General features: G+C 36.8%; 21 protein-coding genes. 11 read left to right on the top strand and 10 right to left on the bottom strand.

Going from position 1 to position 26294, the window contains the following annotated elements; genetic code table 11:
• Positions 1 to 60: 60 nt before the first annotated feature.
• Positions 61 to 2166: a hypothetical protein gene (locus FHR29_RS08165; protein ID WP_183913695.1), complete on the bottom strand. Its 2106-nt coding sequence runs from the start codon at positions 2164 to 2166 to the stop codon at positions 61 to 63.
• A 378-nt stretch (positions 2167 to 2544) separates the two neighbouring features.
• Here FHR29_RS08165 and FHR29_RS08160 point away from each other — a divergent pair, with 378 nt between their 5' ends.
• Positions 2545 to 5682, top strand: a complete 3138-nt coding sequence (locus tag FHR29_RS08160) for a GH92 family glycosyl hydrolase (protein WP_183913693.1) — start codon at positions 2545 to 2547, stop codon at positions 5680 to 5682.
• Positions 5683 to 5766: 84 nt separating this feature from the next.
• On the opposite strand, the gene FHR29_RS08155 is transcribed toward FHR29_RS08160, so the two are convergent.
• Genes FHR29_RS08155 through FHR29_RS08145 form a run of 3 tightly spaced genes read right to left on the bottom strand, consistent with a single transcriptional unit; the run spans position 5767 to position 8311 of the window.
• Positions 5767 to 6396, bottom strand: a complete 630-nt coding sequence (locus FHR29_RS08155) for an NAD(P)H-dependent oxidoreductase (RefSeq protein WP_183913691.1) — start codon at positions 6394 to 6396, stop codon at positions 5767 to 5769.
• The gene (locus FHR29_RS08150) at positions 6393 to 7349 is read right to left on the bottom strand and encodes an alpha/beta hydrolase (protein ID WP_183913688.1); all 957 of its coding nucleotides are present in this window, start codon (positions 7347 to 7349) and stop codon (positions 6393 to 6395) included. The genes FHR29_RS08155 and FHR29_RS08150 overlap by 4 nt, the downstream gene beginning before the upstream one ends.
• A 14-nt stretch (positions 7350 to 7363) precedes the next feature.
• Positions 7364 to 8311 carry an NADP-dependent oxidoreductase gene (locus tag FHR29_RS08145; protein WP_183913686.1) on the bottom strand — a complete coding sequence of 316 codons (948 nt, stop codon included), beginning with the start codon at positions 8309 to 8311 and terminating at the stop codon, positions 7364 to 7366.
• Between the two features lie 83 nt (positions 8312 to 8394).
• Here FHR29_RS08145 and FHR29_RS08140 point away from each other — a divergent pair, with 83 nt between their 5' ends.
• Positions 8395 to 9228: an AraC family transcriptional regulator gene (locus FHR29_RS08140; protein ID WP_183913684.1), complete on the top strand. Its 834-nt coding sequence runs from the start codon at positions 8395 to 8397 to the stop codon at positions 9226 to 9228.
• A gap of 88 nt (positions 9229 to 9316) precedes the next feature.
• Here the strand turns inward: FHR29_RS08140 and FHR29_RS08135 are convergent, their stop codons facing one another.
• On the bottom strand, positions 9317 to 9817 hold the full coding sequence (locus FHR29_RS08135; RefSeq protein ID WP_132840336.1) for a hypothetical protein: 501 nt from the start codon (positions 9815 to 9817) through the stop codon (positions 9317 to 9319).
• A 120-nt stretch (positions 9818 to 9937) separates the two neighbouring features.
• Positions 9938 to 10063: a hypothetical protein gene (locus FHR29_RS26600; protein ID WP_259192630.1), complete on the bottom strand. Its 126-nt coding sequence runs from the start codon at positions 10061 to 10063 to the stop codon at positions 9938 to 9940.
• Between the two features lie 42 nt (positions 10064 to 10105).
• On the opposite strand from FHR29_RS26600, the gene FHR29_RS08130 reads away from it, so the two are divergent.
• From FHR29_RS08130 to FHR29_RS08115, 4 genes are all read left to right on the top strand, one after another.
• On the top strand, positions 10106 to 11860 hold the full coding sequence (locus FHR29_RS08130; RefSeq protein WP_183913682.1) for a sensor histidine kinase: 1755 nt from the start codon (positions 10106 to 10108) through the stop codon (positions 11858 to 11860).
• A gap of 4 nt (positions 11861 to 11864) precedes the next feature.
• Positions 11865 to 12623: a LytTR family DNA-binding domain-containing protein gene (locus FHR29_RS08125; protein WP_132840332.1), complete on the top strand. Its 759-nt coding sequence runs from the start codon at positions 11865 to 11867 to the stop codon at positions 12621 to 12623.
• Positions 12620 to 14143, top strand: a complete 1524-nt coding sequence (locus FHR29_RS08120) for a TlpA disulfide reductase family protein (protein ID WP_183913680.1) — start codon at positions 12620 to 12622, stop codon at positions 14141 to 14143. Before FHR29_RS08125 ends, FHR29_RS08120 begins: the two co-directional genes overlap by 4 nt.
• Before the next feature lie 117 nt (positions 14144 to 14260).
• The gene (locus FHR29_RS08115) at positions 14261 to 14497 is read left to right on the top strand and encodes a hypothetical protein (protein WP_132767691.1); all 237 of its coding nucleotides are present in this window, start codon (positions 14261 to 14263) and stop codon (positions 14495 to 14497) included.
• 179 nt (positions 14498 to 14676) lie between these two features.
• Here the strand turns inward: FHR29_RS08115 and FHR29_RS08110 are convergent, their stop codons facing one another.
• Positions 14677 to 15036 (bottom strand): VOC family protein, encoded by a 360-nt coding sequence (locus tag FHR29_RS08110; RefSeq protein WP_183913678.1) that lies wholly within the window; start codon positions 15034 to 15036, stop codon positions 14677 to 14679.
• Between the two features lie 209 nt (positions 15037 to 15245).
• Here FHR29_RS08110 and FHR29_RS08105 point away from each other — a divergent pair, with 209 nt between their 5' ends.
• Positions 15246 to 17549, top strand: a complete 2304-nt coding sequence (locus FHR29_RS08105; RefSeq protein ID WP_183913676.1) for a WG repeat-containing protein — start codon at positions 15246 to 15248, stop codon at positions 17547 to 17549.
• 53 nt (positions 17550 to 17602) lie between these two features.
• Complete coding sequence (locus FHR29_RS08100) at positions 17603 to 20083, top strand: WG repeat-containing protein (RefSeq protein ID WP_183913674.1); 2481 nt, start codon at positions 17603 to 17605, stop codon at positions 20081 to 20083.
• Positions 20084 to 20213: 130 nt separating this feature from the next.
• Here the strand turns inward: FHR29_RS08100 and FHR29_RS26595 are convergent, their stop codons facing one another.
• Both FHR29_RS26595 and FHR29_RS26590 read right to left on the bottom strand, forming a co-directional pair.
• The gene (locus FHR29_RS26595) at positions 20214 to 20840 is read right to left on the bottom strand and encodes a sulfatase-like hydrolase/transferase (protein WP_260291964.1); all 627 of its coding nucleotides are present in this window, start codon (positions 20838 to 20840) and stop codon (positions 20214 to 20216) included.
• 28 nt (positions 20841 to 20868) lie between these two features.
• On the bottom strand, positions 20869 to 21678 hold the full coding sequence (locus tag FHR29_RS26590; protein ID WP_260291963.1) for a sulfatase-like hydrolase/transferase: 810 nt from the start codon (positions 21676 to 21678) through the stop codon (positions 20869 to 20871).
• A 236-nt stretch (positions 21679 to 21914) separates the two neighbouring features.
• On the opposite strand from FHR29_RS26590, the gene FHR29_RS08090 reads away from it, so the two are divergent.
• Positions 21915 to 22787 carry a hypothetical protein gene (locus FHR29_RS08090; RefSeq protein ID WP_183913672.1) on the top strand — a complete coding sequence of 291 codons (873 nt, stop codon included), beginning with the start codon at positions 21915 to 21917 and terminating at the stop codon, positions 22785 to 22787.
• A 104-nt stretch (positions 22788 to 22891) separates the two neighbouring features.
• Here the strand turns inward: FHR29_RS08090 and FHR29_RS08085 are convergent, their stop codons facing one another.
• A complete protein-coding gene (locus tag FHR29_RS08085; RefSeq protein WP_183913670.1) occupies positions 22892 to 23959 on the bottom strand; it encodes a DUF6688 family protein in 1068 nt (355 codons plus the stop codon).
• Positions 23960 to 24215: 256 nt separating this feature from the next.
• Here FHR29_RS08085 and FHR29_RS08080 point away from each other — a divergent pair, with 256 nt between their 5' ends.
• Both FHR29_RS08080 and FHR29_RS08075 read left to right on the top strand, forming a co-directional pair.
• Complete coding sequence (locus tag FHR29_RS08080) at positions 24216 to 24608, top strand: hypothetical protein (protein WP_183913668.1); 393 nt, start codon at positions 24216 to 24218, stop codon at positions 24606 to 24608.
• Between the two features lie 163 nt (positions 24609 to 24771).
• The gene (locus tag FHR29_RS08075) at positions 24772 to 26187 is read left to right on the top strand and encodes a PLP-dependent aminotransferase family protein (protein WP_183913666.1); all 1416 of its coding nucleotides are present in this window, start codon (positions 24772 to 24774) and stop codon (positions 26185 to 26187) included.
• The last annotated feature ends 107 nt before the right edge of the window (positions 26188 to 26294 follow it).

The raw sequence follows: 26294 nt of genomic DNA, 5'->3' as shown, positions 1-26294 counted from the left end.
TCCTTCACTGTTGGCTTTCTTGATTTCCGCCGACAGTGATTGGAGATTTTTATTTCGCTATTATTTTAGTGCTGGTAAAGGATTGAATCCTTCGGCACGAATTGACCAATTTCCATCCTTAGGGAATCCAGGATTTTTTGAGGATGAACCATCCCAACCACCGGCCATCATGGCAATTGCAGTTAGTAATCCACCATTTGATGGAAAATAGGGAAATGGACCACCTGTGGCTAAACCATGCTGGTCAAATTGAAAATTATTACTAGGGTGAAGTAGCAAATCGATCGCCAGTTCCGGATAGCCACAACGAGCAGCAGCCATAGCTAGCATGGGAAAGTCCCATCCCCATGTGCGATCAAAGTTCCAGGTTTCCAACACTTTTTTAAGTGTGCGTTTGAACGTTTCTGGATCTACACCATCTCCAGGAAGCATACCATAAGTACCAATTAGTCCAGGGTGTTCATAATTATATTTTTCCCACATGTCTGGTATATTTTCATAAGTTTCATATAAGCCATTTTTTTGAGGTAGGGGGGCGAGTTTATCCTGTACATTTTTCCATTTTTTATTTATTGGCATGCCAAGTCGCTCGCGCCACTGTTGTGCTAAGCGTAGTCCAGTACGCCAATAGCTTAATTCAAATGTCGGGTTTTTGGTTACTAATGGATCAGAATTTTCCGATACTAAGTATAGAGGAGGACCTAAATCAAATTGATTTTTTGTTTTGTCATACGAAGCATAATCTGCCATAAAATCTGCAGTTGCAAATACCACATCTCTCCATTTCGTTAATGTTTCCTTGTTCGTATGCAATCGGTAATCGAGTTCGGCAAAATAAATGGGATGGGGTTGTTGCCATACAAGTGTCGCATGAATTAAGTCTGGCCATTCTCGATCGATATCACCAGTACACTTGGGCCAGCGTACTCCTTGATATCCTTGATTGAGTGCCCTTTCTGTTGATGTTTTTAAAAAATTTTGATATGTCGAAAGACTTTTATCCCACAATGCCCATCTGTTCCAGAGCGCATAATGTACGCCATGCCACCAAATCATTTCAAAATGGAAACGACCAAACCAGCCATTATTGACCAGACCACTTTCTTGTGGAGGTAAAGAGCCCGACTCATTCAGTCGCATCAGGTATTGCGATAATACAATTCTCCGTTCCAACTCTTTCCATCGCTGATCTTTGCTCTCAGATAGATCGATAGCAGCTCCAGAATTCCAGAATGCTTTCCATGATTTTTCACTTTCATCAAAAAGGTTTGAAGTGATGGGTATCTGAATATCGTTATTTTGATTTGAATAGAAACAAGTGAAGGAAAGTTTTGCTGTATCTTTGGGTATAAGTTCAAAACGATGCATTTGTTTTGTCTTTATCATCTGAGCATCAGTCGCCCATTTAATGGAAGCGCTATAATGTGTGCTATTCATTGTACGGTCTATACGTACAGAATTTTTTTTTAAATTATGAAGTGTGGAGGTATGTTGATCACCGCCATCATATACACCTAGGTAATTCTCATATCCCTGTTCTATGGCATAAGGAAATGCAAAGAAAACGGCAAGTTGCCCCTTCCCGATAAGTGCACTTTCAATCGATACCCCAATTGCATCGCTATCGGGGTGACAAGCTGTTTTAACATGGACTGGTACACCTTCAAATACAAAACTGCTGCTAATGATTCCTGTCCAGAGATCAACTTCTTGATGGGGATGTGAAATATCATTCTGATTTGCCAGTTTACCATCATTTCGAATTAGTTTGAAACCTATACGTCCTAAATTGAAACGATGCGGATTTGCTGCAAGCCAGTTGGATAGTTGTTCCTGTTTTGGATTTGGAAGATCGTAAGGAACATCTTTGCCATTGGTTTTGAGAGTAGTCTTTTTGAAGTCACTTTCCTTCATACCTTGTGGTAAAGGACTACTGTGCCAACTCCAGTTTGATAAAGTGTTAAATGGTACAAATGTTTGTAAACCGGTAATATCCACTGCAAAAGCAAATTCACCATTACCAACCTGTGCTGGACTCAACAGATCAAGTTTGTTGGTTACAATCCGATGTCTATCTACTACTGCTTTTCGATCAATAGCAATTTGTCCAGAGGTTTGATGTAGAAAAAAAGGTATACATAGTAAGCAAAAGAAGAATCTTTTCATTATAATCGGTTTTGGACAATAAGATAAGGAATAAAACCCATTCCATTGTTAATCCAGTATGAATAAAAGGCTGTAATTTCCAATTTTTATAAGTATGTATGTACAATCTAATATTTATCCTTGCATATGTACGTACAAAGTTTTATTATTGTATTATAGATGAGACGCGTGATGCATATTAAGTGTAGTTAAATTTTAATTATACCTGCATGGCATCGATTGAAAAATCGATATTTATTTTAAATCTTGTCAAATAATTACCTTTTAAACCAGTGATGATTGTGTCTATTTTTAATTAAATATTGTCGTTATGATCCCATTTTTGAATTGGATCAGAAAGCAGATGTTTTTTTAAGAATAACCAATAAACTAAACAGTATGAATAAACGAAATAAATTTTTAGTAGCAACAGGATTATTTTTTCTTGCTTTTGGACAGGAGGCCTTAGCACAGCAAAATGTAATTTGGCAATTGGGTAAACCTGATGGTTCGAGTGCAGAATTTGCATTAGCACCAGGAGATTATAAGAATTTTTTGGCTCATGATATGGGATATGAAGACAGACAGGTGATCATTGGTCAAAGCCAGCTAAATACGGAATTTCCCTATGTTCTTCCAGGGCCCGCAAACGAGTGGGGGGGTACAGGGCCTACTTCAGGTTTACGGACTCATTTCCTTAATTTCTATTACGCTTTGGATAAAGCATCTGGCAATGAGCCTTATGTATTGGAAGTAGACCTTGTGAATTCGGATCCTAAAAATCATCCAACCTTGCAGCTATCTATTAATGGTCGAAATTATAATTATGATATTACTAATGGAGCCGGTACAGGACAACCTGGAGTTGGAGCTTTGGGGAAGAAGAAGCTCATCATAAAACCTGATCCGTCTGTAATTCGCGCAGGATATAACCATATCACTTTAACCGTTTTGAAAGGTGGATGGGTTGAATTTGATTCTTTTCGTTTGCTGGGGCCGGCAAATTCCAAATTGATCACAAATTATGATGCTTTGGTAAAGCAGATCAAGGTTGCTGATTTCGAATCTAATGGTCCTAAAGGACGTGTGCAGAATCTTTTGGTAGAGGTGCTTCGTCTAAAAAATGCCCAGCGTATCCGGGTTCTTATAGATGGTAAATCTGTCTATCAAGGAAGTTTAGACAAGGGCTTATCCATGCTCGAAGTTCCCCTTGATCCCGTAAAAAAACGAAAGCAAAGTATATGTAAAATTTACATCAATGATAAATTAACAGATCGTTTGCAGGTGACACGAGAACCGAAAAGACTTGGAGGTGCCTCCGACTATGTTAATACCATGATTGGTACAGCTCATTCGCGATGGATGATTGCTCCGGGACCCTGGATGCCATTTAGTATGGTGAAAATCAGTCCTGATAATCAAAATATTGGTTGGCAGGCAGGTTATGAACCCTCAATAGAATCGATCGGTTCCTTTAGTCATATCCATGAATGGACAATGGGAGGGTTAGGAACCTTTCCGACATCAGGAAAACTGCAGGTTAAGGTCGGAGATCAATACGACCCCGAATCAGGATATCGCTCACAGATTGATAAGACAACCGAACGTGCTCCATTAGGATCCTATCACGTCAATTTGACCGATCACGATATCGATGTGGACATAACACAGACAACGCGAGCAAGTTTTCAACGTTATACTTTCAACAGATCCGATACAGGCCGGGTGATGATCGACCTCAAAGCTAACGGCGAGTATCCTTACCAGATTTTAGATTATAAACTAAAGAAAGTATCAGACACTAAGATCATTGGGTATAGCAGTCAGCTATCTGAAAATGTGTGGTCTACCGATGCAAAACAAGATTACATTGTTCATTTTGCAATCGAGTTTGATCGTCCCATTATCAACTTCGGAACATGGAAAGGTGACCAGGTCAGTTCTGGCCAAGATGGCGAAGGTAAGCAGGTGACAGAAGCCGGCATGTTTGTTGAATTTGATGTCAGGAAACAAAAAACAGTTCAATTGCGCACAGGCATATCCTATGTTAGTATCGAAAATGCCGAAGAGAATTTGCATCAGGAAATCACCCAACCTTTTCAATGGTCTTTCGATCAGGTTGTAGCACATCAACACGATGTCTGGAATGAATTGCTCGACCGCTTGGAAATCACCTCCGACGATTATTTGGAGAAAGAGAAATTCTACACCAATATGTACCGTGCACTAGCCAGTAGAAACACGTTTAGCGATATTAACGGGCAATGGCGAGATTCACGTGAAGTAGTTCGTACACTCACGAACAAGAATGATCTGGCACTTGGATGTGACGCATTCTGGAATACCTTTTGGAATCTGAATCAATTTTGGAATCTGGTGACTCCTGAATGGTCAAACAAATGGGTTAAATCACAATTAGCGATGTACGATGCCGACGGCTGGTTAGCTAAAGGACCAGCAGGAATGGAGTATATACCAGTGATGGTTGCAGAACATGAAATTCCGCTGATTGTCGGAGCATATCAGATGGGAATTCGTGATTATGATGTAGAAAAGGCTTTTACAGCAGTTAAGAAAATGCAGATGACCAGCCCGCTGAAATTTGAAGGCGGATTTGCGGGCAATAGAGATCTAGATGTGTATTTAAAATATAAATATGTACCATCAGATCTGGGCCGTTTTTCCAATAGTTTAGAATATAGCTATGATGACTGGACGGTAGGTCAATTTGCCAAATCATTAAACAAAACTGACGATTATGCATATTTTAATGACCGGGGAACCTGGTGGAAAAATGCAATCGATCCATCAACCGGCTATGCCCGGATGAAAGATTCAAAAGGCGAATGGTTAAAAGACTTTGATCCATTCAAATCTGGAGCAAACCATCATTACGTAGAAGGTAATGCATGGCAATTAACCTTCTTTGTCCCTCAGGATCTACCTGGGCTTTCCAAATGGATCGGTGAAGATGTGCTGTTAAAGCGATTGGAATGGGGATTTGGAGAAAGTGAAAAATGGCGTTATAATGGGCCAAATGATCAATACTGGGATTACCCCGTTGTACAAGGTAATCAACAATCGATGCATTTTGCCTATATTTTTAATTACATGAACAAACCTTGGCTCACGCAAAAATATAGCCGTTCTATCGCCGAAAGGTATTATGGACAAGGCATTTCCAATGCCTATCTCGGTGATGAAGACCAAGGACAGATGAGTGCATGGTATATCATGACTGCAATCGGTTTATTCCAGATGGATGGAGGTACGCGAAGCAATCCGGTATATGAAATTGGAAGTCCCATGTTCAAACAGATCAAAATTAAACTGGATAACCGATACGGTAGAGGAAAGCAATTCGTGATCAAAGCCAATATCAGCAGCAAACAGAATATCTACGTGCAGGCCGCAACCCTGAATGGAAAGAAACTTGATACATTTTATTTTGATGCTTCCGAGCTTCTGAAAGGAGGAGAGCTTGTCCTAGAAATGGGGTCTGAACCAAATAAACAGTGGGGGCTTATGCATCATTAAACCATTGATTCAGGTAGGTTATGTATAACCATCATTAAAAAGCTCATCTGTATTTTATTGCAGATGAGCTTTTTAATGATGTGTTCATCCAATATATGGGATGCTATCATCAGCTACTATGCCGATAGGTAGCGCTTTTGCGTCATCTCTCGCTAAATCTGCAACATCGTTTAATGCTTTCAATCGATCAGCTTCATCAAAATTTTCAAGAGGTCCAATAAAACTACTTTGAATCGAAGTGATACCACAGTATTCCAGAATACCATTTTTTAATTGAATCAATCCACTGGATCCATAAACCTCTTTATAAGTTTTTAGGTTTAGATCACCAGCTGTGGTTATGATTCTAGCAGTCTTGTTTTGAAGTAAGCCCACATTTAGACCCTGTTTAGACTTGCCAAATGTAATGCCGGGTAGAAATGCTCGGTCAAAAAAACCTTTCATCAGAGCAGGCATGCCGAGCCACCAGAGTGGATGAATCCATACCTGATGCTCACCCCATTGAATGGTTTGCAGTGCTTGGAGCAGATCGGGCTCCAGTTCCATTCTCTGCCTATAGCCAAATTGTAAATTAGGATTAAAGTCCAAATCCCCAAGAGCAATATAACGTACTTCAGCACCTGATTCTTTCGCCGCTTTGATATAAGCATTTGCCAGAGCACTATTGAAACTTAATTTATCCGGATGCCCGTTGATAACAACTATTTTTTTCATTTTTTCTGATTGATAATTTTCTTAAACAGTTCGATTTGCTGTGCATAAAAGGTTTCCGATAATAGACAAGGAAAAAAATCAAAGGCATGTACTGCACCTTTTATTTCCAATAATTCGACCGAAGTGCCAGCTAAACATAATTTTTCTGCGTACAATTTTCCTTCATCTTTTAAAGGATCAAATTCACAGACAACGATGGTCGCATGGGGTAAATGATGAAAATTAAATTCACGCAATGGCACCCCATATTTGGGGACATGGGTTCTGCCGTTCCATAAATAATGCTTCCACATCCATGTAGCCGCTATTTTTGTTTGCATCGGTGCTTTTGCTAAACTGTCCATCGATGGACTCTTCAACGTATCGCACATAGGAGGATAAAGTAAATATTGATGTTGGATCATCTTATTCTTTTTATCCCGGGCTAGGTGAGTAATCGATGCAGCGATTGTCGCACCTGCACTGCTGCCACCGATAATGATCATATTTTTATTTCCATCCAGTTTGCTCACATTTTCATAGAGCCATAATAAGGTATCGTAGCCGTCTTCAATAGCTGCAGGAAAAGGATATTCTGGAGCTAATCGATAATCGACAGAAACGATAAGCATACCCACTTCAAGTGCTAATTCAAAGAGTATAAAATCATACTGCTCCGGAGTTCCATATATAAATGCGCCACCATGAAAATATAACAATACCGGTAAATCTTGCTTAGCTTTTGGTTTGTAGATTCTCAAACGTATCGGTTCTTCAGACTGAGAAGATGGAATTAGCATATTTTCAACAAGTAATTGCTCTGGTATAATCAAAGGCTCTTCGTTTAAAGACAAACGTAGTTCTTCCGCTCTGATTTTTGTAGGATCGTTTTGTAGCAGATATTCATATTTTATTTTACTGTAAGGACTAGCAGCAATAGCCTCTAATAATTCTGGATCTATATTCCCCAACATGATTTCAAATTGCTTTAAAATTGTACAACCACTTTACCTACCGTTCTCCCAGATTCAATTTGCAGATGCGCTTCTCTCATCTGATCATAATTGAAAACATGTGAGATATGAGGTTTCAGAATACCCGTTTCTAATAAATGCGCAATTTGTTGCATAGCCGCTCCATCACTATAGACAGACATAAAAAAGCAGGCGTGAAGATTTTTTTCACGAGCTTTTAACTCATCATCTTTCGTATGTCCCGATGGCAGGGCTACGATAGTGCCAAAAGGTTTTAAAACCTGAACTGATTTTTGAAAATTAGCACCCCCCAGTGACTCCAGTACAAAATCGACATTCGAAAGGACCTGTTCAAATTCCGTTGAGTTGTAATCAATATGTTCATCAGCCCCTATGTTGAGCAAAAAATCACGATTCTGTACCGATGATGTCGCGATGACATAAGCGCCCATATATTTTGCTATCTGTACTGCGAAATGACCAACGCCACCAGATGCGGCATGGACCAATACGACATCATGAGTGCGCAGTTTTCCATATGTGGTAAATGCTTGCCACGCTGTTAATGCAGCCAAAGTGCTGGCAGCAGCTTCAATATGACTGATCCGATTAGGTTTTAAGGCAAGATGCGATTCTGGTGCCGCAACAAATTCAGCATAAGCACGTCCATGTCCGACGAAATTGACCATTCCAAATACTTCATCACCAATCCCAAATTTTTTAACCAAACTTCCAACCTCTATTACCACTCCAGAAACATCCCATCCCAAGATCAATGGATCATACCTGATTAAATCTTCTGCAAGAGGAGCTTGTCTACTGCGGACCTTAACATCCACAGGATTGACACCAATTGCTTTTACTTCAATCAGTACTTCATCCGGTTTTAATATAGGCTTTTCAATATCCTTATAAATCAGATTTTCTACCCCGCCAAATTTTTCTAACACAATTGCCTTCATATCTTAATTTTTATTAGCAAAAATAGACTGAAAAAGGAGGTAAAAACAGGTACAATTAAGTGTTATTTGGGTACCTTTGCATCATGGCAAGAGAAAATATCTATCAATCCTTAGAAGTTTTTTACGAACAAGTTTCAGTATGTCCTTTACGTGATCGACAGTTTAATTTCTTTGAACTCGTATATGTTATCTCCGGCAACGGAAAACACGGTGTCAATGGAAATAAATTTGATTATTTTCCAGGAGACTTATTTCTTTTGACACCACATGATTGTCATGAATTTGATCTCGATGGAATGAATGAGTTTCTGGTCGTACGCTTTGGCGAAAACTACATAAAAGAATATCAATGGAAAAGCATCGACCATATAGAATGCTTATTATACAATGCCTCTCATTTGTCGGGATCTGTGCTCGTCAATAAGGAAGACAAGCAGATGGTCAGCTTGCTGATGCAAAATCTTCAACAGGCATGCGAAGAGCATGGGCATTATAATGAAGATTTGAGAAGACATCTGGTCAATGCCATTCTTGTCATAGCAGCAAGGAATATTGCGATTGTTAAACCAGAGCATATTTCACAGACTGCAGATACACGCATACTGCAATTATTGGATTATATACAGGAAAATATACGGCAACCCGAATTTTTAAAAATAGGAGTAATGGCCGAAAAATTTGGACTATCTTCCACTTATCTCGGAAGCTATTTTCGTAAACAATGTCATGAATCTATACAACAGTATATCTCTTCGTATCGGATCCGCTTAATAGAACATCGATTAAGGTTTAGTGATAAAAGAGTTCATGAGATTGCACATGAATTTGGATTTGCGGATGAAAGTCATATTAATAAATTTTTTAAACGCCATCATGGACTGAGTTTAAAAAAATATAGAGAGAAAACGGCTGGATAACAAACCAGAAGCAGATATTTGAAGGTAAGCTTATTGATTAAGAAAGAACTGAGTATGAAGTGTATTAAATTTACGGTGTCCTAATATACTAGTTCGTTATTTTTTCACTTGAAATCATTTTTAAAATAGGGTTATCTTGACTATAAGGATTATTGACCAATGTAATTGAGTCAGCCGCATTAACTAAAAATTCAAAACTATATTTATCATCATTCGTTACAAACTGCCATAGCGTGGTGTCATTCTCACCTCGTAACGTATATCTTTTACCTTGTGCTACGAACAATTTTTTATTCCTGTTATCATAGATACTGATAGAGAACTGTCCATCACCACTATATTCTTGATTTAGAACGATTAATGTGTATTGAGAAGATGAAGCAGCTTTTCCTTCATAAGTACGGATCAATACTTTTCCCAAAGTAGAATCAGTTTTAACCGGTTGTATGGCGGTTAAATTGCCGATTATTGAACTATCTGTTACTTTGGATAAGCTATCAGTTGTCTTTTTATCGTTTACTTTAGTCGTTTGATTTGTACATCCCAAGGAGATTATACTTAAGAAAAGAATGGTATTTCGTATAGTCATCTGTTTACGGAATTAATCTTATAAATAGTCTCTATTTGCGTTCTTTAAGGTATTTTATTTTTTTAAGTACTTCTCACAAGGCACTTTCGAGCACGCTCTACACTTTATAAATATAACAAATTAATCCGAAAATAGGATGTATGTCTTGATCTTCAATTGATCAGGATTTAAATCTTTATAGGAATATTTTACTCTTTTCTCCAGATACTCAATACATCCTGCCAATTGCTCATTTTCTTTTTTCATTCCAATTAATTTGAGCATTTTCGATCCATAAACCAAATAGAAATGAAAAGAACACTTTTATTATTGCTGCTACTTTTATTTTTTAAAACCTGGGCGCAGGACCAGCAGGGAAATGACTACTTTTTCGGAGAGAACTTTCATTTTCATGGTTTTTCAACAGATAAGCGGATGATGATACGCAATGATATCGTCTATGTCAAATCAGCTAAATATCTATGGCATGTCTATGGTAATTTTGATAATAAAGTAAAATTACCTGGAGCTGGCCTGAATAATGTTCCCAATTCCCCAATATTGCTCGGTATAAAATTGAGCCCTAAACTTAAAAACTATTTTACGGCACCTGTTCAAAACATATCCAAAGTCTACTATAGTTATATTGTACCCGATAGTTCCGATGCTATCATTGTCGCTATGGGGATTAATAAAGATAATTATAAGGATTATGTCTACCGGGTCGTAGAGCATGATAGCATCGAACTAGTTCCCTGGTCTCCGATACCTAAATTGTCAATGGAGTATGGAGCCAAAGTCCCTTATGGTGCTATAGGCACTTTTAATTATCCCGGAAAACAGATCCTTGTAGAGGTCAGGCATAAGAAGAATTACGGCATCAGAGATGGTTATATCATTGACTGGCGTAAAAATAATCGCCCCGTACTGAAGCAGCTGGTAGCAAGAGGATCAGGAGAATACGGGTATTTCAATGTATTAAACGACTCTTTGAATAAGGGGCAGGTTCAATCCTATGATAAGCATACTGGAGTTCCGGTAGGATGGACCTTTCAGAAAGATAGTATTACTGAATTTGATCTAGAATTTGAGAAGCATGAGACCGTTCCATATTCCATTCATTTAATTAAAAATAGCAATGGTCAGGTGGATACACTTCGTCTGGAGTGGTGGACACAGTTAGACAAGTTTACCATTTCAAATCAATATTTGAATGAAGTAGGTCAGTATGAACTGCTGGTGCATAAAACCGGAGATCTTTCGGAATATAAAGATAGCGAGATCTTGCGCATTTCCTATCGAATAGTGCCGACAGCAATAAAGACCACACAAGCGGTGTGGCCTATCATATGGCCCTATCTTTTAGCCGGCTCAATTATGGTATGCGCTGGATTCTTCATGATGAGGTCTCGAAGTCAGAGAAAGATCAAACAAGTACAGCAGCAAAAGCAGGCGGTTACACTACAGATCAAGAATATTCAGGCACAGTTAAATCCCCATTTTATGTTCAATGCCATCAATTCCATTCAAAATTTGATTCAAAAGAATGATTTGATCGGAACCAATCATTACCTAAGTAAATTTGCATCGGTTACTCGCGCAACATTAGAAAATGCAGAAAAAGAAATGAATCCACTAAGTGAAGAATTACAATTATTGGACGATTATTTACAAATGGAACAGTTAAGATTTGGTTTTCATTATCAGATTGAAAATAAAATTTCTGTTCATGCAGATCTCATTGAAATACCAACTATGTTATTACAGCCTATAGTTGAGAATGCCGTAAAACATGGTATCGCTATATTAGGAAATACAGGTATGATCAGTATTATCATTGATCAGCTCGGACAGACCATGCGTATTTGTGTCGAAGATAATGGAGCCGGATTTGATTATACGGTTGAAAATAATGAAAGTGGATATGGTCTTCGATTGAGCAAAGAACGTCTAAATTTACTTAATAAGCTTTATCCAGAAAATACATTTCATATTGAGATTAAGACTACTAACAATAAAACTCAGGTCTGTATCCTGATTTCTAACTGGATTTCTAAAAATTAATCAGATGATCAGATATGTAATTATAGACGATGAGGTAAACAACATCGAAATATTAAGTTCTTATTTAGATAAGTATAGGGATAATCTACAGTTGGTCGGTACAGCTACCCATGCTGACGAAGGTGTTTTACTGATAAAAAATACACAACCGGAGTTAATTTTTCTAGATATTCAAATGCCTCAAAAAAATGGTTTTGATCTGTTACAGGAAATAGGAGAGCGTAGTTTTGAAGTGATTTTTGTAACGGCTTATGATAAATTTGGAATTCGGGCTGTTAAGTTTTCAGCATTGGATTATCTGCTCAAACCATTGAATATACAAGAGTTGGAAGAAGCATTGTATAAAGCCGTTGAAAAAATTAGGCAGAAGAAATACAATGCCAATCTGGAGAACTTAATCCAGAATCTCAATAACAAGCAACATGATGAAGATAAAATTGCTTTAAGTACTGGAAGAGAAACCCGGTATATTGCCGTTGCTCAAATTGTTCGATGTCGTGCAGATGATAATTATACCGAGATCTACCTGTCGGAGGGAGAACCAATTGTGATCAGTAAGACCCTTAAAGAATACGATGAAATGTTAAGTCAATATGGATTTATAAGAACACATCAGAGCCATCTCATAAATCCGAAGCATGTGTTGGGGTATACCAAAGGAGATAATCCGGCAGTTCATATGCAACATAATTTTTTGGTACCGATTGCCAGACAGAAAAAAGAATATGTATATCAAATTTTAAACCAGATTATAAAACCATGAAAACTCTTATTATTTACTTTTTTAGCATCGTTTTTCCAATAGCTTTATTTGCTCAGGGAAAAAGTCATCCAATGCCACTTACAGATGCGGCTTTTGATACACAATCTACTCATCAGGTACCAGCTCAGATAAAGGGAAAAGTGTTACATGCAAGCCCGTCCGATCTCGAAAGAATTACGATTAAATATAGCATCGTGAATGCGGGAAATCCTTTTCAATCAAGTTATACAACCAAAGTAGCGCCAGATGGCACTTTTAGTATTGTTATACCAGATAAATTAATGAATCAGCAAATATGGTTCACGTTTGGAGAATATGCATATTTCTGTATCTATTTAAATGAAGAACTGGAGCTCACTTTCGATCTGGACAAATTGAAAAAGAAATTTGTTTACTGGAATGGCGAGGGAGTTACTTTTGGTGGTAAAGATGGTAAAAAAAATGAGGTGATGAATAATTATATATTATTCGATAAAAAACATAACGAAGATTTTTCGACGAAATTGCGGGATCTAAATAAAAAAGATACAGCATTCTTAACCAATCTAGATAGCTTATTTGCTGTTCATGATCGTGTTAATGACACGTTCTATACTACCTATGGCGATACTTATCAATATTTAATCAAAAGTGAAACAGCGGCCAGTTATTATGAAGAGAAGTTGAAATATTTACTTGAAAACAAAATTCAAGTAAAACAGATAGAAGACATACTGACTCCTGTTTACGCGATATCCAACAACTCACGCACATATATACAATTTTTGAGTTATTATGTAAGATCCTCTTTTAAAACTACCGGTCAAAAATATAGTCCTGTCAATCTTGCTAATTACTGCGATAGCCTATTACCGGCAGCTTACGCAGATTTAATCAAGTTACAGCTAGAAGATAGAGATGTTAAACTTCAGCGTGATCTTTATAAACAATTAGCACCGACCCTGCATTTCAAATGGTCTAGCGACTATGTACGATCTCAGATTGCCATATTGGACAGTAAGATCGAGAAAATTGATTCAATCAACCAGGTATCAATTGTCAAAGAAAATGTTGCATCAACGCTTGGAAAACAAATATTAAAAACCGGATCTGGAGCATTACTTTATGTCGATGAACATCAATCTGGAGCTGAGTTTTTGCGAGATTTGAAATCTACATTTCCAAATAAACTTGTTATAATTGATTTTTGGGCAACGTGGTGTATCCCATGTATTCAAGCAATGCCTTATAGTAAAGAGCTACATAAACAAGCAAAAGAAGCTGATTTACCCATTGAGTTTGTCTATATCTGCACATCATCCAATTCAAGTGAAGAGAAATGGAAAAATAAAGTGCTTGAAATAGAGCAGCCCGGTATTCATGTATTTGTTAATGAAAAGGTAACAAGCGAGGCGATGAATTTATTTAATAAAGGTGGTTTTCCTTCGTATATTATGCTAAAACCTGATGGAAGCTATGATTCCGAAACGATCACCAGCATGCAGGGATTATCGCTAGACACGTTGAAAGCACAGCTCTGATTCAGAGATCATGACGAATATGATGATGATGTACTTGAGACCATTTATTATTATCTTTTGTGTTAATAGTTTAAAATGCCTTTACTCTTCGTATCTTTGTCCCATAAATATAATAACATGCCAAGAGAAACAAAAAGAGGGCTATATCAAGGAATAATTGAGCAAGACGAAAAGGGTAATTACTTTTGTGGCCCATATTTATTGGACTATCAATTAGTAGAACTTCATTTTAGATTAGGAGATAAAGTGAGCCTTAAAAAAGTAATTGGTAATACCAGTAGAAAAAGTTTTGATGACTATCCTCAAAAATCAATCAAGTTCTCTCTAGCGGGAGAAGACCATGATGAAGATTAGTCATTAAATTATACAGATCAGCATGCGATATATTCCATGTTGATCTGTATCTTAAAGCTTTCCCGCAAATCGATTAGATATAATTTGCTAAGATAGATTTCCGACTTAGTAGCTATTAGTCAGATCACCCCTTTACAGTAGAGATGAGCTATGTTTTTTTTGAATTTTTCAGTCCAGAATCAATATAGACCTTGTCCAAAAGTTAATAGATTGTTGTCAGGATCGAGCAATGAAAATTCTTTTTGCCCCCAAAATTTAGTTTCCAGAGGAGCATTTGGATGAATGGCGACATTATTGTCTAAAAACTGCTGATAAACGGCCTCAATATTGTCCGTTCTAATGTAAACTTGGCCATAATTTTCTTTCGGATCAAGTTCTTTAAATTCAAAAAAGTGAATTTCAATACCTTCTTTGAAAAGCATTAAATAACCTTCATAGTCGTGATCGCCAAAAGTTTCAAAACCTAATTGGTTGACATAATAGTCTTTTGTTAACGATTTATCGCGCATAGGTAACTTCGGATGTATTGCTGTTAGCATAGTTTTATTCTTTATTTAGCGATGTTAAACCTGTATGTATGACTAAAAAACTTTACCATCATATATACTGTATGTATAAAATTAACGATTTATTTTTGAACAATGATATACAGCCATTAATAATGAGGATGTTAAAAGAATAAAATTAGCGGATTTCAGGGGTGTATTTTTCGGTTGAAAATCTAGATATTTGGAGAAACGGGTTATCAATGAAGTATATTCTAATTTTTTCACTCTTATTATCAGCTGTTTTCGGTTTTTCGCAAACCGTTCAGACCGCCGATGCGATAGGCTTCGGAGGTTCGATGTCTCCATTAGTAAAAGTCAAAAAAGATAGAAAAGAATATTTTTATCATCTAGATGGCAATCATTTCATAGATGATGTGGAAGAACATGATGCAGATCTATTTGTTGTGGTGAAGAAGGGGCATTATGGTGTCTTGAATGATAAGGGTGACATGGTCATTCCTGCGGAGTATGATGAAATTGAGCTCGCTACGGAATATGAAGGACAGTGGTATGCGGGAATACCATACGATTATAAATACATCATTTTAAAAAAAGATGGTAAAACCGGAGTCGCTGATGAAAAGGGCAACATCATTATTCCATTGCAATTTCAGAATGCCACAGTTATTAATAAAAATAGTATTGGAATTGCCAAAAATAATCTTTGGGGCTGGGCTTCAACCTCTGATGGTAAATTAGTACATGAGCCTGAATATGAATATATCACAAAATTTTTTTCTGACGAGTATGTGGAGGTTCGCACGGCGGATAAAAGTGGACTTGCCAAAGCTAGCGGGCAAGTTATCATCCCCGTCGAGTATGATGACTATTTAAGGTATATCGTAGGGGGTAAGCAGACCTATATTGAGGGAACAAAAAATAAACAGCTTTATTTAATGGATACTACAGGTACCATATTACTTTCAGGAAATACCGACTATAAAGCAATTGAAGGATCAAAGCTCTTGATATTTAAGCAAAAAGACTTGTTTGGAGTTATTGATCCCACTACCCAAAAAGTAATTGTATCGCCTGCATTTGAATCATTGGATCCTTTTATTAGAAATCTGGGAATAGCCAAAAAATCCGGTAAATACGGAGTGGTTGATATGCAGGGAAAAACACTTTTGGATTTTCAATTTGAGGAGATTAGATTTTTAGCGGCAAATGGCCATCATAAATATGACACCGGTTCCGATGCATTAACCGAGAAAATGTTGGCCAGAAAACCTCCAGAAGATGTCAGATTGAAGTTAATTTATGAGCAGCAGATAAACCAGGCACCCTATTTTATAGAAGTCACGAAGGATGGAAAAAAAGGGCTGTACAGTTGGAACGGAAAAACAATAATCCCATGTGGTAAATACAAGAATATTCAATTTCACTATTACAGAGGTAAGTCATTCTTTCTTGTAGACTCCGAATTAAAATCTGGAATTGTGGATGAAACTGGAACCGAAATATTACCAGTTCAATACAGATTTAATGATTCTTATCAATATTCCAAAGAAGCAGTACAAAACGAATTCGATCTCGAGAATCGTTATATTGTATTCTCAGAAGGAAAAGAAGAAGGAAGTATTGCATTAAAAATTGGATTGTTTGATCTGGATCAAAACGAGATTATTTTTGCAGCGCATGAACAGTATATTACATTACTGAATCACCGTTTCTTTCTACTGCGGAAACTGATTGCCGATTATGATTATGAGTTTTTACTCTATGATATCAAACAACGTGAGCTTCGTAAATTAGGAGCTGATATTACCGACGTACATGTGGTGAATAACAGTTTTCTGCAGATCGAAACGAAAGAAGGTGTTTATCAACTGACCACTTTTGATGGTGCCAAGATCTATGCTAATCCATCATGGAAGGCCGAGGGTAATTATCATCTCATTCGTTTCCCCAATTATAATAAGCATGCTTTGAGTGGGTTTTATTTTGGACTGAAAAAAATATATGCAGGAGAAGGAAATCTCTTTATTGATACTTTAGGTCAGGAGAAAAGATTTACAGACATTGATCAAGTTGATTGTTTTTACGATGGATATGCTGTTGCAGCAAAGAAGGTCGCAAATAAAGAAGCTTCGAGTGGATTCAAATACCAGAAAGGAATGATTGATTTGAAAGGTAAAACAGTCGTTCCATTTGAGTATGATGAGGTGTATGCCGTTGGCACAGATGCTGAAATGTTAGTTTTTGCTAGAAAAGATAACCAAATGCTAGTACGACGAAACGGTACCGTTATTTTAGGAGCAGAATACCATGATATAGAGACAAGTAGTGCATATCCAAATTTTACCTTTGCGAAAGGGGGCAAGTATGGATTGGCAGATTGGTCTGGTAATATCCTTGTAGCACCTCTATATGACGATATTCGTAGGAATTATGAAGGAGATCAAAAAACCTGGCCCTTACTGGTAAAAGAAGGAGACTGGTATTACTTCGTTGGGAAAAATGGTCAAAAGTATGCCATAAAAGCAAAAGAACGCTCTTTTTAATCTAAATATAATCGCTTATGACATCATTTTCATCATATTTAAAATACAAGAATTTGAATTTTATACTTACTGCATGCTGTTTTACTGCAACACTTTGTTTTTCACATCCTGCAGCAGCACAAATAAGCAGTTCATATGTTGAAGAAAATCGTATGGCACCCTTTAGAAATGGCTTCGCGAAAATAACAGATAAAGGTCAGGTTTATTATATTAATGTGCAGGGGGAGAAAATCGAACTTGCAGAAACTGCACCTGTAGGTTTTAACGATGCGTATTCAGTACAGGATTATCAACGTGAAATTAATGATGAAGCAGATTTCCTTCCAAAAACTGTATTGAAGTATCTGAAAAATGGAAAAATCGGAATTATATCGCCAAAAGGAGATATTTTGTTAGCAGCAGACTATGATGATATTGACATCGAATATCGGCAGTTCTGGAAAGTAAAGCGCAATGGAAAGGTAAGCTTATTTTTAGCAGATAAAACTTTCTTACCTTATTTCGAGGATATCGGATATCTAGATGGTGAATATTTTGATGTTAAACAAAATGGGAAATGGTATTTATACAATAAATCGCAAAATAAAGTAACGACCAGTCAGGGCTATGATGCATTTGATTATTGTGGGGGATGTGGCAATGGTTCAACCTATGTATATGCACAGCAAAATGTTAAGTGGGGAGTAATGGATTGGAATGAAAAAGTGCTCGTTCCATTTAAATACGAGCATGCACATTGGAATATGAGGAGTGATAACTGGGTGGCTTCCTTTTCAAAAAATGGACAACCGCTTATCATACATATACCATCAAAAAGAGAGTTTATTGATGCCAAAATAGTAACGGGGGTTTTGCTTGTAAAAGAAAATAACAAGTATGGTGTATACGGGCAGGACGGTGATCTGAAAATACCATTTGATTTCGACAATATCGAACTGCCTAACGATAACTCTTATTTAGGCTATTATGGAGACTATCTGTTGACCACAAAACAGCATAAAAAAGGAATTTCAGACTTATCAGGCGCAGTTATTATACGAAATGAATATGATGAAATAAAAGTATACGACGATTATTTTGTTGTTAAAAAACAGCAGAAGTCTTATCTGATGGATAAGACGCGGAAGGTGCTTTTCGAAGTTGAGAATGGAGAAATAACACATGTCAATGATTACTTTTACTCATCTGGCAGTAATAACTTAGCCATTTTTAAGATTAAAAAAGGGGCATATTATGGTTTGTATTTTGCCAGCACAAACACCAGTATCGAGCCACAATATTATAAGATTGATCTTTTTAAGTTTAAGAACAACGAACCAAAAAAGCAATATATCATTACGGAGAAAAATAAAATCTCTAGCCTATTTGATCAAGATGGACACTTATTGTTAAGCGACTTTGAAGGGATTTCAGAACTTTATGATGCGCCGGAAAACCTGATGACATTCATCAAAAATGGGCAAATGGGCATTTACGATTTAGATACAAGAAAGGAAATCATTCCACCCGTTTACGATAGCTTTACTATGGGGAAATTCGGGAATAGAAACCTTATAAAAGCAAACAATGTGCGGAAAAAAGAGGCGGATGATATGGATAATCAGCGTAGTGATCTGTATGATCTTGCAGGAAAAAAGATATTGGAGACAGCTATTCAACGAATAGACACCATAGGAGTTAAATACTGTTTAATAAAAGACATAAAAGGAAAATATCTTTTACTCAATATGGATGACATGGAGCTGCAGGCATTTGATTATCAATCTGTTTATCCGATTAATAATCCTAATCTTCTATTGGTGTCGAAAAATGACAAAACCGGGGTCCTTTATGATATTAAGACAAAAAAAGAATTCAAAGGGGCATATAGTTTAACCTACTTAAAAGAAGGTTATCTGCCAAAGGATCCCGGTAAGGAAACGGTGATCTTGCCCTATAAAGGTGACATGGCTTTGCTATACAACGAAAAAGGATATGGCTATATCAACAATATGGGTGAGGTAATCGTCTCACCGAAATATGTTTGGGCATTTGATTTCCGGGGCGATGCCGCTATGGTATGTCAATCTGAAAACTCAGACAGCCGTGCACTGGTTTTTAAAATGGGTTTTATCAATAAAAAGGGAGCATTGATCTTTCCCCTGACATATGATCTCACAAATTCTAGGCTAAACCACGAAGAATCTGTGTTTATTAATAATTCAGTCTTTTTACCAAAAGTAAACGGTTATGAATATCTGTATGGATTGGGAGATCTTACCACAGGAAAAGAGGTGCTACCGGTTGAATACACACAAATTCGGGCCCTTCAGAATGGAACTTATTTTCTGCTTCAAAAAAATAACAAATTTGGCATATCGGATGCTAAAGGAAATGTAATCGTGCCTATTGAATTTGAAGAAATCTTATTTGATGCACCCACCTTCTTCGATTCACCTTTAGATACAAAGCAAAACATCTTCCCGTTGCTGGTTTATCGGGAAGCAGTCTGGAAATATATCGATGAAAAAGGAGATTATCTCAAAATAAAATAAGAGTTTTAGATTTAAAAAGTCTTGTAAATTCTCACGCTGTGAAAACATCTTCAATTATCAATTGAAGATGTTTTTTATAAATAATTAAAGCAAGATATGATTAAATTTAGTGATGAGTGTATATCCTAATTTAATTTTTCTCTTGCTTAAATAATGCCTCTAGTATGGCGGCTTGTTCCTGAAATTGATCGAATACATTTATTTCTTCCGCAAGATCTTCTTTAAGATTGTAGAGTTGAGGACCATTTTTTCCAAATGGAGGTATATACTTCCAGTCTCCAGATACAATAGCAAGGTTGCTATATCCTTCTTGTATCAATGTCTTTCTTCCTTGTTTCGCGTTGCCAACAAAGGTATCCCATAAATTTTGACTATCAGATGCTTGTCCATCTGGAAGTTTTTGATTGAAATAACTGGCAAAACTGGCAACGAAATCAATCTGACAAACCAATTCTTGACTTACAGCAGGTTTAATGTGTGCGGGCCAGCTGATAATAAAAGGGACACGGGTTCCACCTTCATATAGGTCCGTTTTCCATCCCCGTAGTGGACCTGCGGGACTGTGAATTCCGTTTAGTTCTTCTGCTTTATCAGCATATCCATCATCCAGTACAGGGCCATTGTCACTGCTGAAAACGATCATCGTATTCTGTTCAATACCAAGTTCATGAAGTTGCTTTGTTATTTGACCAACGATCCAATCCATTTCCAAAATAGCATCACCCCGATAGCCTAAGTTGCTTTTACCCTTAAACATGGTGGCAGGCATTCGCGGCACATGAATATCATGCAGTATACAGGAAAAATGGTTTCTTATGATTTTGCGCTATGAAATCCTGAGCTTTAGCTAAAAACGTAGTTCCCAATTCTTCGTCTGTCCATCTTGTTTGTTTTCCACCGGACATATAGCCAATTCTTCCTATACCGTTTACGATCGTATGGTTATGACCAACAGAAGATTGTAACTTTAACAATTCAGGATGTTCCTTTCCAGTAGGATCATTTCCTATTTTATTTTTATAATTGACGTTAATAGGATCTTTGGGATCCAGGCCTATTATCCGATGGTTCTCCATAAAGACGGTCGGAACTCTGTCAGCTGTTGCAGGAAATATATATGAATAATCAAACCCGACCTCATTTGGTCCTGGTTTAATATCCGCATTCCAATCCTTATTAATTTGGTCACCTAATCCTAAGTGCCATTTACCAATGATAGCAGTGGTATAACCTTCATTTTTAAATACCTTAGGCAAGGTGATCTGATCTGTTGGTATAATCAAAGCTGCATCTCCGGGAAGAATATTTCTTCCCGGTTTTCTCCAGGGATACTGACCGGTCATTAAACCGAATCTGGAAGGAGTACAGGTTGCAGAGGTTGCATGTCCACGCGTAAATCGCAGTCCATTTGTGGCCAATTTATCTGTATTTGGTGTCGAAATAGCCTTTGCACCATAACAGCTTAAATCACCATATCCCAAATCATCTACGTAAATAAAGATAACATTTGGTTTGCTCTTTTTATTTTGTGCAATTATACTAAGCGGAATAAAAATACCCGCGATCATAAGGGTTAATAAATGTCTTTTTTTCAAGGTATAGTGTTTCGGTTCAATGCAAATATAATAATCAATCTAAGAAAATTGCGAAATGCTTTCAGAATAAAATCGGTGTAATAAGTTTCTAAATAATTGGAAAGGACAAATGATATTATTTTTACTACATACTTCAAAGGTTTTTTATGAAAAAACGGTTAAAATATTCACGATCAACTTGTAATATAAAGCTTTAATTCTTATTTTTGAGTAGACTCCCAAGTAAGACTTAAATTATGGTTAGAAAAATCTGCTTATTACTTTTAACAAGCTGTTTACTAATTTCATGTTCTGACAAAGAACTTGGTTCACTTGTCGACGAAATTGATGTCGAACATCCTACTGGCGAAGAAGAAAAAGTACCGATCAGAATAGTTGCAGATAAGAATAATCAAAATTTCTACGAGATGGTGATGTTTGAACTAAAAGATAGTACTTATAATGGACCAAACGGATCAATGTTAATTCCCTTAAAATATCAAAATTTAGATTCGCTCACATGGGAAGTTGAGGGAAGTCCCAAGAAACTGGATCTTGTCGTTAAACAATCCGAAGGATACCGATTTACTACAGCTTGGGGGCATTATTTTTATTTACCAGGAAATTATAAAACCTACTTAAGGGGGTATAGAGGAAAGGACTTAGTTGTAAAAGATTCTGCAACAATCCGTATTTCTGGCGATGGAGACTTTTTGCACGTTAAATGGAGTGAGCTGAGTGGTGATCCGAATGAAAATATTGGCTACACCAACAATGGAACACAAGATTATGAATTTCAAGTCTACAGCAATAAAATCGGTAAAGAAATTTTCTCGAAATTAAATGTGCGATTTGAGCATTTGGATTATAGGAAGTTTAATCCTGAAATAGGAAAACGAGAACTGGAAGTTTTTACAACATATATATCCTCCCTATATGGAGAACCTAAATATGATGAAACCACTAAAGGTATCCATGCCAAGTTCAAAAAGCTTTTTAGGAAAGGTGTAAGAGCGGAGCAGGTGATCAAGATCTGGCTCGGTAAAACTTCAAATATGGCTCTTTTAAAGAAAGAGTCCTGGAAGGAAGATGGATTTGGCTATGAAATCCATGCTGAACCAAATCATTAAATGGAATAATAAAATTTGATCACAATTACACATGTTTTACATTTTAACAGTAAAAACAAACATGATAACTGCGATCTATAGTTGATTTAAAGCGCTGTTAGTGTTTATAAAGCATATTGTTTAGCGATCTTCTCTTCAGGTTTTTCAGTGAATAAATACAGACAAAAGATAAAAAAGTACTCCAGAGGTTTCATCAATCTGTATACCAAATTAGATTTTTGAGGCGTATTAATCTTTTTTGATAAAGGATAACCAAAACGATCATAAAATCTTCTGATGACTTGATGTACAGAGGGAAAATGATCTGAAATTAGTTCTTCGAAAGCATTGGCAACGAGTAGTTGCCTGTTGACAACAACGTCATTTCCATGCCTTTTCCCTAAACGAAGTGGTTTTACAACCGTTGGATCTCCACAAACAGCTACAGTACATAAATAATGTCCCCTATGATCTAAAAAAGGTGGGTGAGTTTTGCTTGAAAAATTCCATGTAGTCGTTTCCGTAAATACTTTTGTTATGGAATTTACTTCCTGTCCAAATAAAACCAATATTGCAACAATAATCACAAAAACAGGAATAAGAAAGACGAGAACGTAAACGGGTTGATGGCTCACATTCGCCATTTTCATGTTCAGGTTGTTAAGAAATTTATTCGAGTAATGTTTATTTGTTGCGGATATAGCTTCTTCTCCGATACATCTAAAAATTAAAGTAAACGCAGTCACCATATAGGTGACGGGCAGGAAAAAGAATAACCAAGAATCGTAGAATTGCGTATTCGATGAGATCTGTATTAAGACAGCAACGCTCATAATTATTCCGATAATGACAAAGATCAGTGACAGTACAAATAGAAGTGGAGGTGCCAATCTTCCTTTTAACCATAGCTTTATAATTCCAAACATGGCAAGTGTGAAAAAAGTAACTAATGTCAAGCTATGTTCTAAAGCAAATGGCGAGTAACCGCCGTCGACAATATCGATTGCTTCCGTATAATGCGAACCATAAAGCATAAGTCCGAAACCAAATAGTACAGTCGAAATACAAAAAGCAACAATAATAAGGTACTCCGAAATTTTAGTAGAGGTATTAGCTTTTTTTCGCAACTGTTTATAAACCCAAAATCCTAGTAGTGGAAATGAAATTAGAAAAAATATGATCAGAAACTCCATTGGCTTTTCTACTTTAGTTTATAGTTAAGGGATGCAATTTTTTATGAATATAATCAAAATAAGGAAAGGTATTTCGTTCTCAATTATTTTTATTACTGATTATATTCTTTTTCTAGATGTCGTTTTAAAATGTGTAAAATTAATGGTTCGGACTCGTATAAAAAATACTATCTGTACCTATGAAGATTAGTATTTCTGTATCTGTACCCAAAGAAATAGAGTCTTTAAATTTGCTTATCACCAATACAATAAGAAGATGAAGACTAATGAAATTAATGGATTTAAGATTGGAAATTTTTATTTGTCCGAACTCCGTACTGTGGTTTCTTTATATAAAAAACTTCAGGAGAAATCCGATTTTCAGGGAAATGACGCAAGGATAAATATTTTGACGGCCGAATTTGGACTCCCTTTAGCTGTGATCATGCAGGCTAAAGAAGTTATTGGCTATGCATCTGCAATTATCAATCATTCAAACAAGGTGGAAATGACTTGTTTCTTTTTATCAGAATTTCATCAAATCGAACTTAAGGAAGCATTAGAAGTCAAAGCAAAAAGAAATTATATCCAGACATTCGGAGATGATGATCATAGCATCTCTAAACTTAAATTGGCGATTGAACGACTTATTGATTGGCTCAACCTTTAAACTGAATGAAAAGGTTAATATTTAAAACATATAGCATAGGTGCTGTTGGATACATATGATATCCTAAAATATGTAAATTGCAGCGTGTTCTATATCCAACAATTTGAAGGCAGTGAATAATAAGATTAAAAAAAAGGGAAAATAATTAAATAGCGTAAAATCCATGAAGAAAGAATCCTTATACCTCAAGATTGCTCATATTATTGAAGAACAGATTGTTTCCGGAACAATGCAATTAGGTGATAAACTCCCTTCGCTGCGTGTGGTTCAGAAGATGTATCATGTGAGTATCAATACGGTTAAACAGGCCTTTCTAGAGTTAGAAAGCAGGTCTCTGATTGAATCTAGACCTCGATCTGGTTATTTTGTGAGTAAAATAGCGCAACGACGTTTATCACTTCCCTCAGTTGGTCGATTACAGGCCTCGGATAATGAGCACGACCAGGAAGATCTTATTGATAAAGTTTATAACTCGCTAAAAAAAGAAAATCTGACACAGTTCTCTTTAGGTGTTCCTGCACAAAGCATGCTTCCAATAGCAAAACTAAATAAAGGAATTGTGAATGTGATACGAAAACTTGACGACGGCGGGACCAGTTACGAACCTGCGCAGGGAAGTATTAATTTAAGAAGAAGCATAGCCAAATGGAGCATGGAGTTTGAAGGACAACTAACTGAAGATGATCTGGTGACCACTTCCGGAGCCATGAATGCCATTTTTAATTGTTTGTTAGCCGTGACAAAGCCAGGCGATACGATCGTAATGGAAACACCTGTATACTTCGGGACAATTCAAATAGCTAAGTCACTTGGACTTCATGTGATCGAAATACCTTCCCATCCGATTTCTGGGATCGATATGGACGCATTAAAGAAAGTTATTTCTAAAATAGATGTATGTTGCTTCACCGCAAATTTCAGTAATCCATTAGGCAGTCTTATGCCAGAAGAAAACAAAATCGAACTGGTGAAGATGCTTACAGAACGAAATATACCGTTGATTGAAGATGACCTGTATGGTAACCTTTACTTTGGCACCAATAGACCTAAGCCCTGTAAAGCCTTTGATGAAGCTGGAATAGTCATGTGGTGCGGTTCCTTTTCAAAGACACTGGCACCGGGGTATCGTGTAGGGTGGGTAGCGCCAGGAAAATTCAAGAAGAAGATCATTCGGCAAAAACTGCTGCAGACCATCTCAACACCTGTTTTATATCAGGAGGTTATTGCAGATTTTATGGAACATGGCCGTTATGACCACCACCTTCAAAATTTTAGAAATAAGCTGTATTCAAACTGCTTTCAGTACCAACGGGCTATCGAAGAATATTTTCCGGACAATACTAAAATATCCGACCCTCAGGGCGGATTCGTGCTTTGGCTCGAATTGGATAAAAGAATTGATACAGCATCATTGTTTGATACAGCTATCCGCCAGAATATAAGCTTTGCGCCAGGTAGAATGTTCACACTTCAGGACCGTTATCATAACTGTATGCGGTTAAATTTTGCTTTAGAGTGGAACGAACGAATCCATACCGATCTGAAACGGCTGGGTACGATTGTGAAGAATGCTTTTTAAACACTTCTGATTCGGTATTTTTCCGGTGGTAAGACCTTATATGGTCTGCGTTAATGATTTGATTTTTAGTTGTATTTAGATTAAAAATCAGATTGTGTTCGGCTAGG

Source organism: Sphingobacterium sp. JUb56, assembly GCF_014191365.1.
GTDB classification, from domain to species: domain Bacteria; phylum Bacteroidota; class Bacteroidia; order Sphingobacteriales; family Sphingobacteriaceae; genus Sphingobacterium; species Sphingobacterium anhuiense.
The sequence above is the reverse complement of the archived record's forward strand: the minus strand, read 5'-3'. Positions and strand labels throughout refer to the sequence as shown.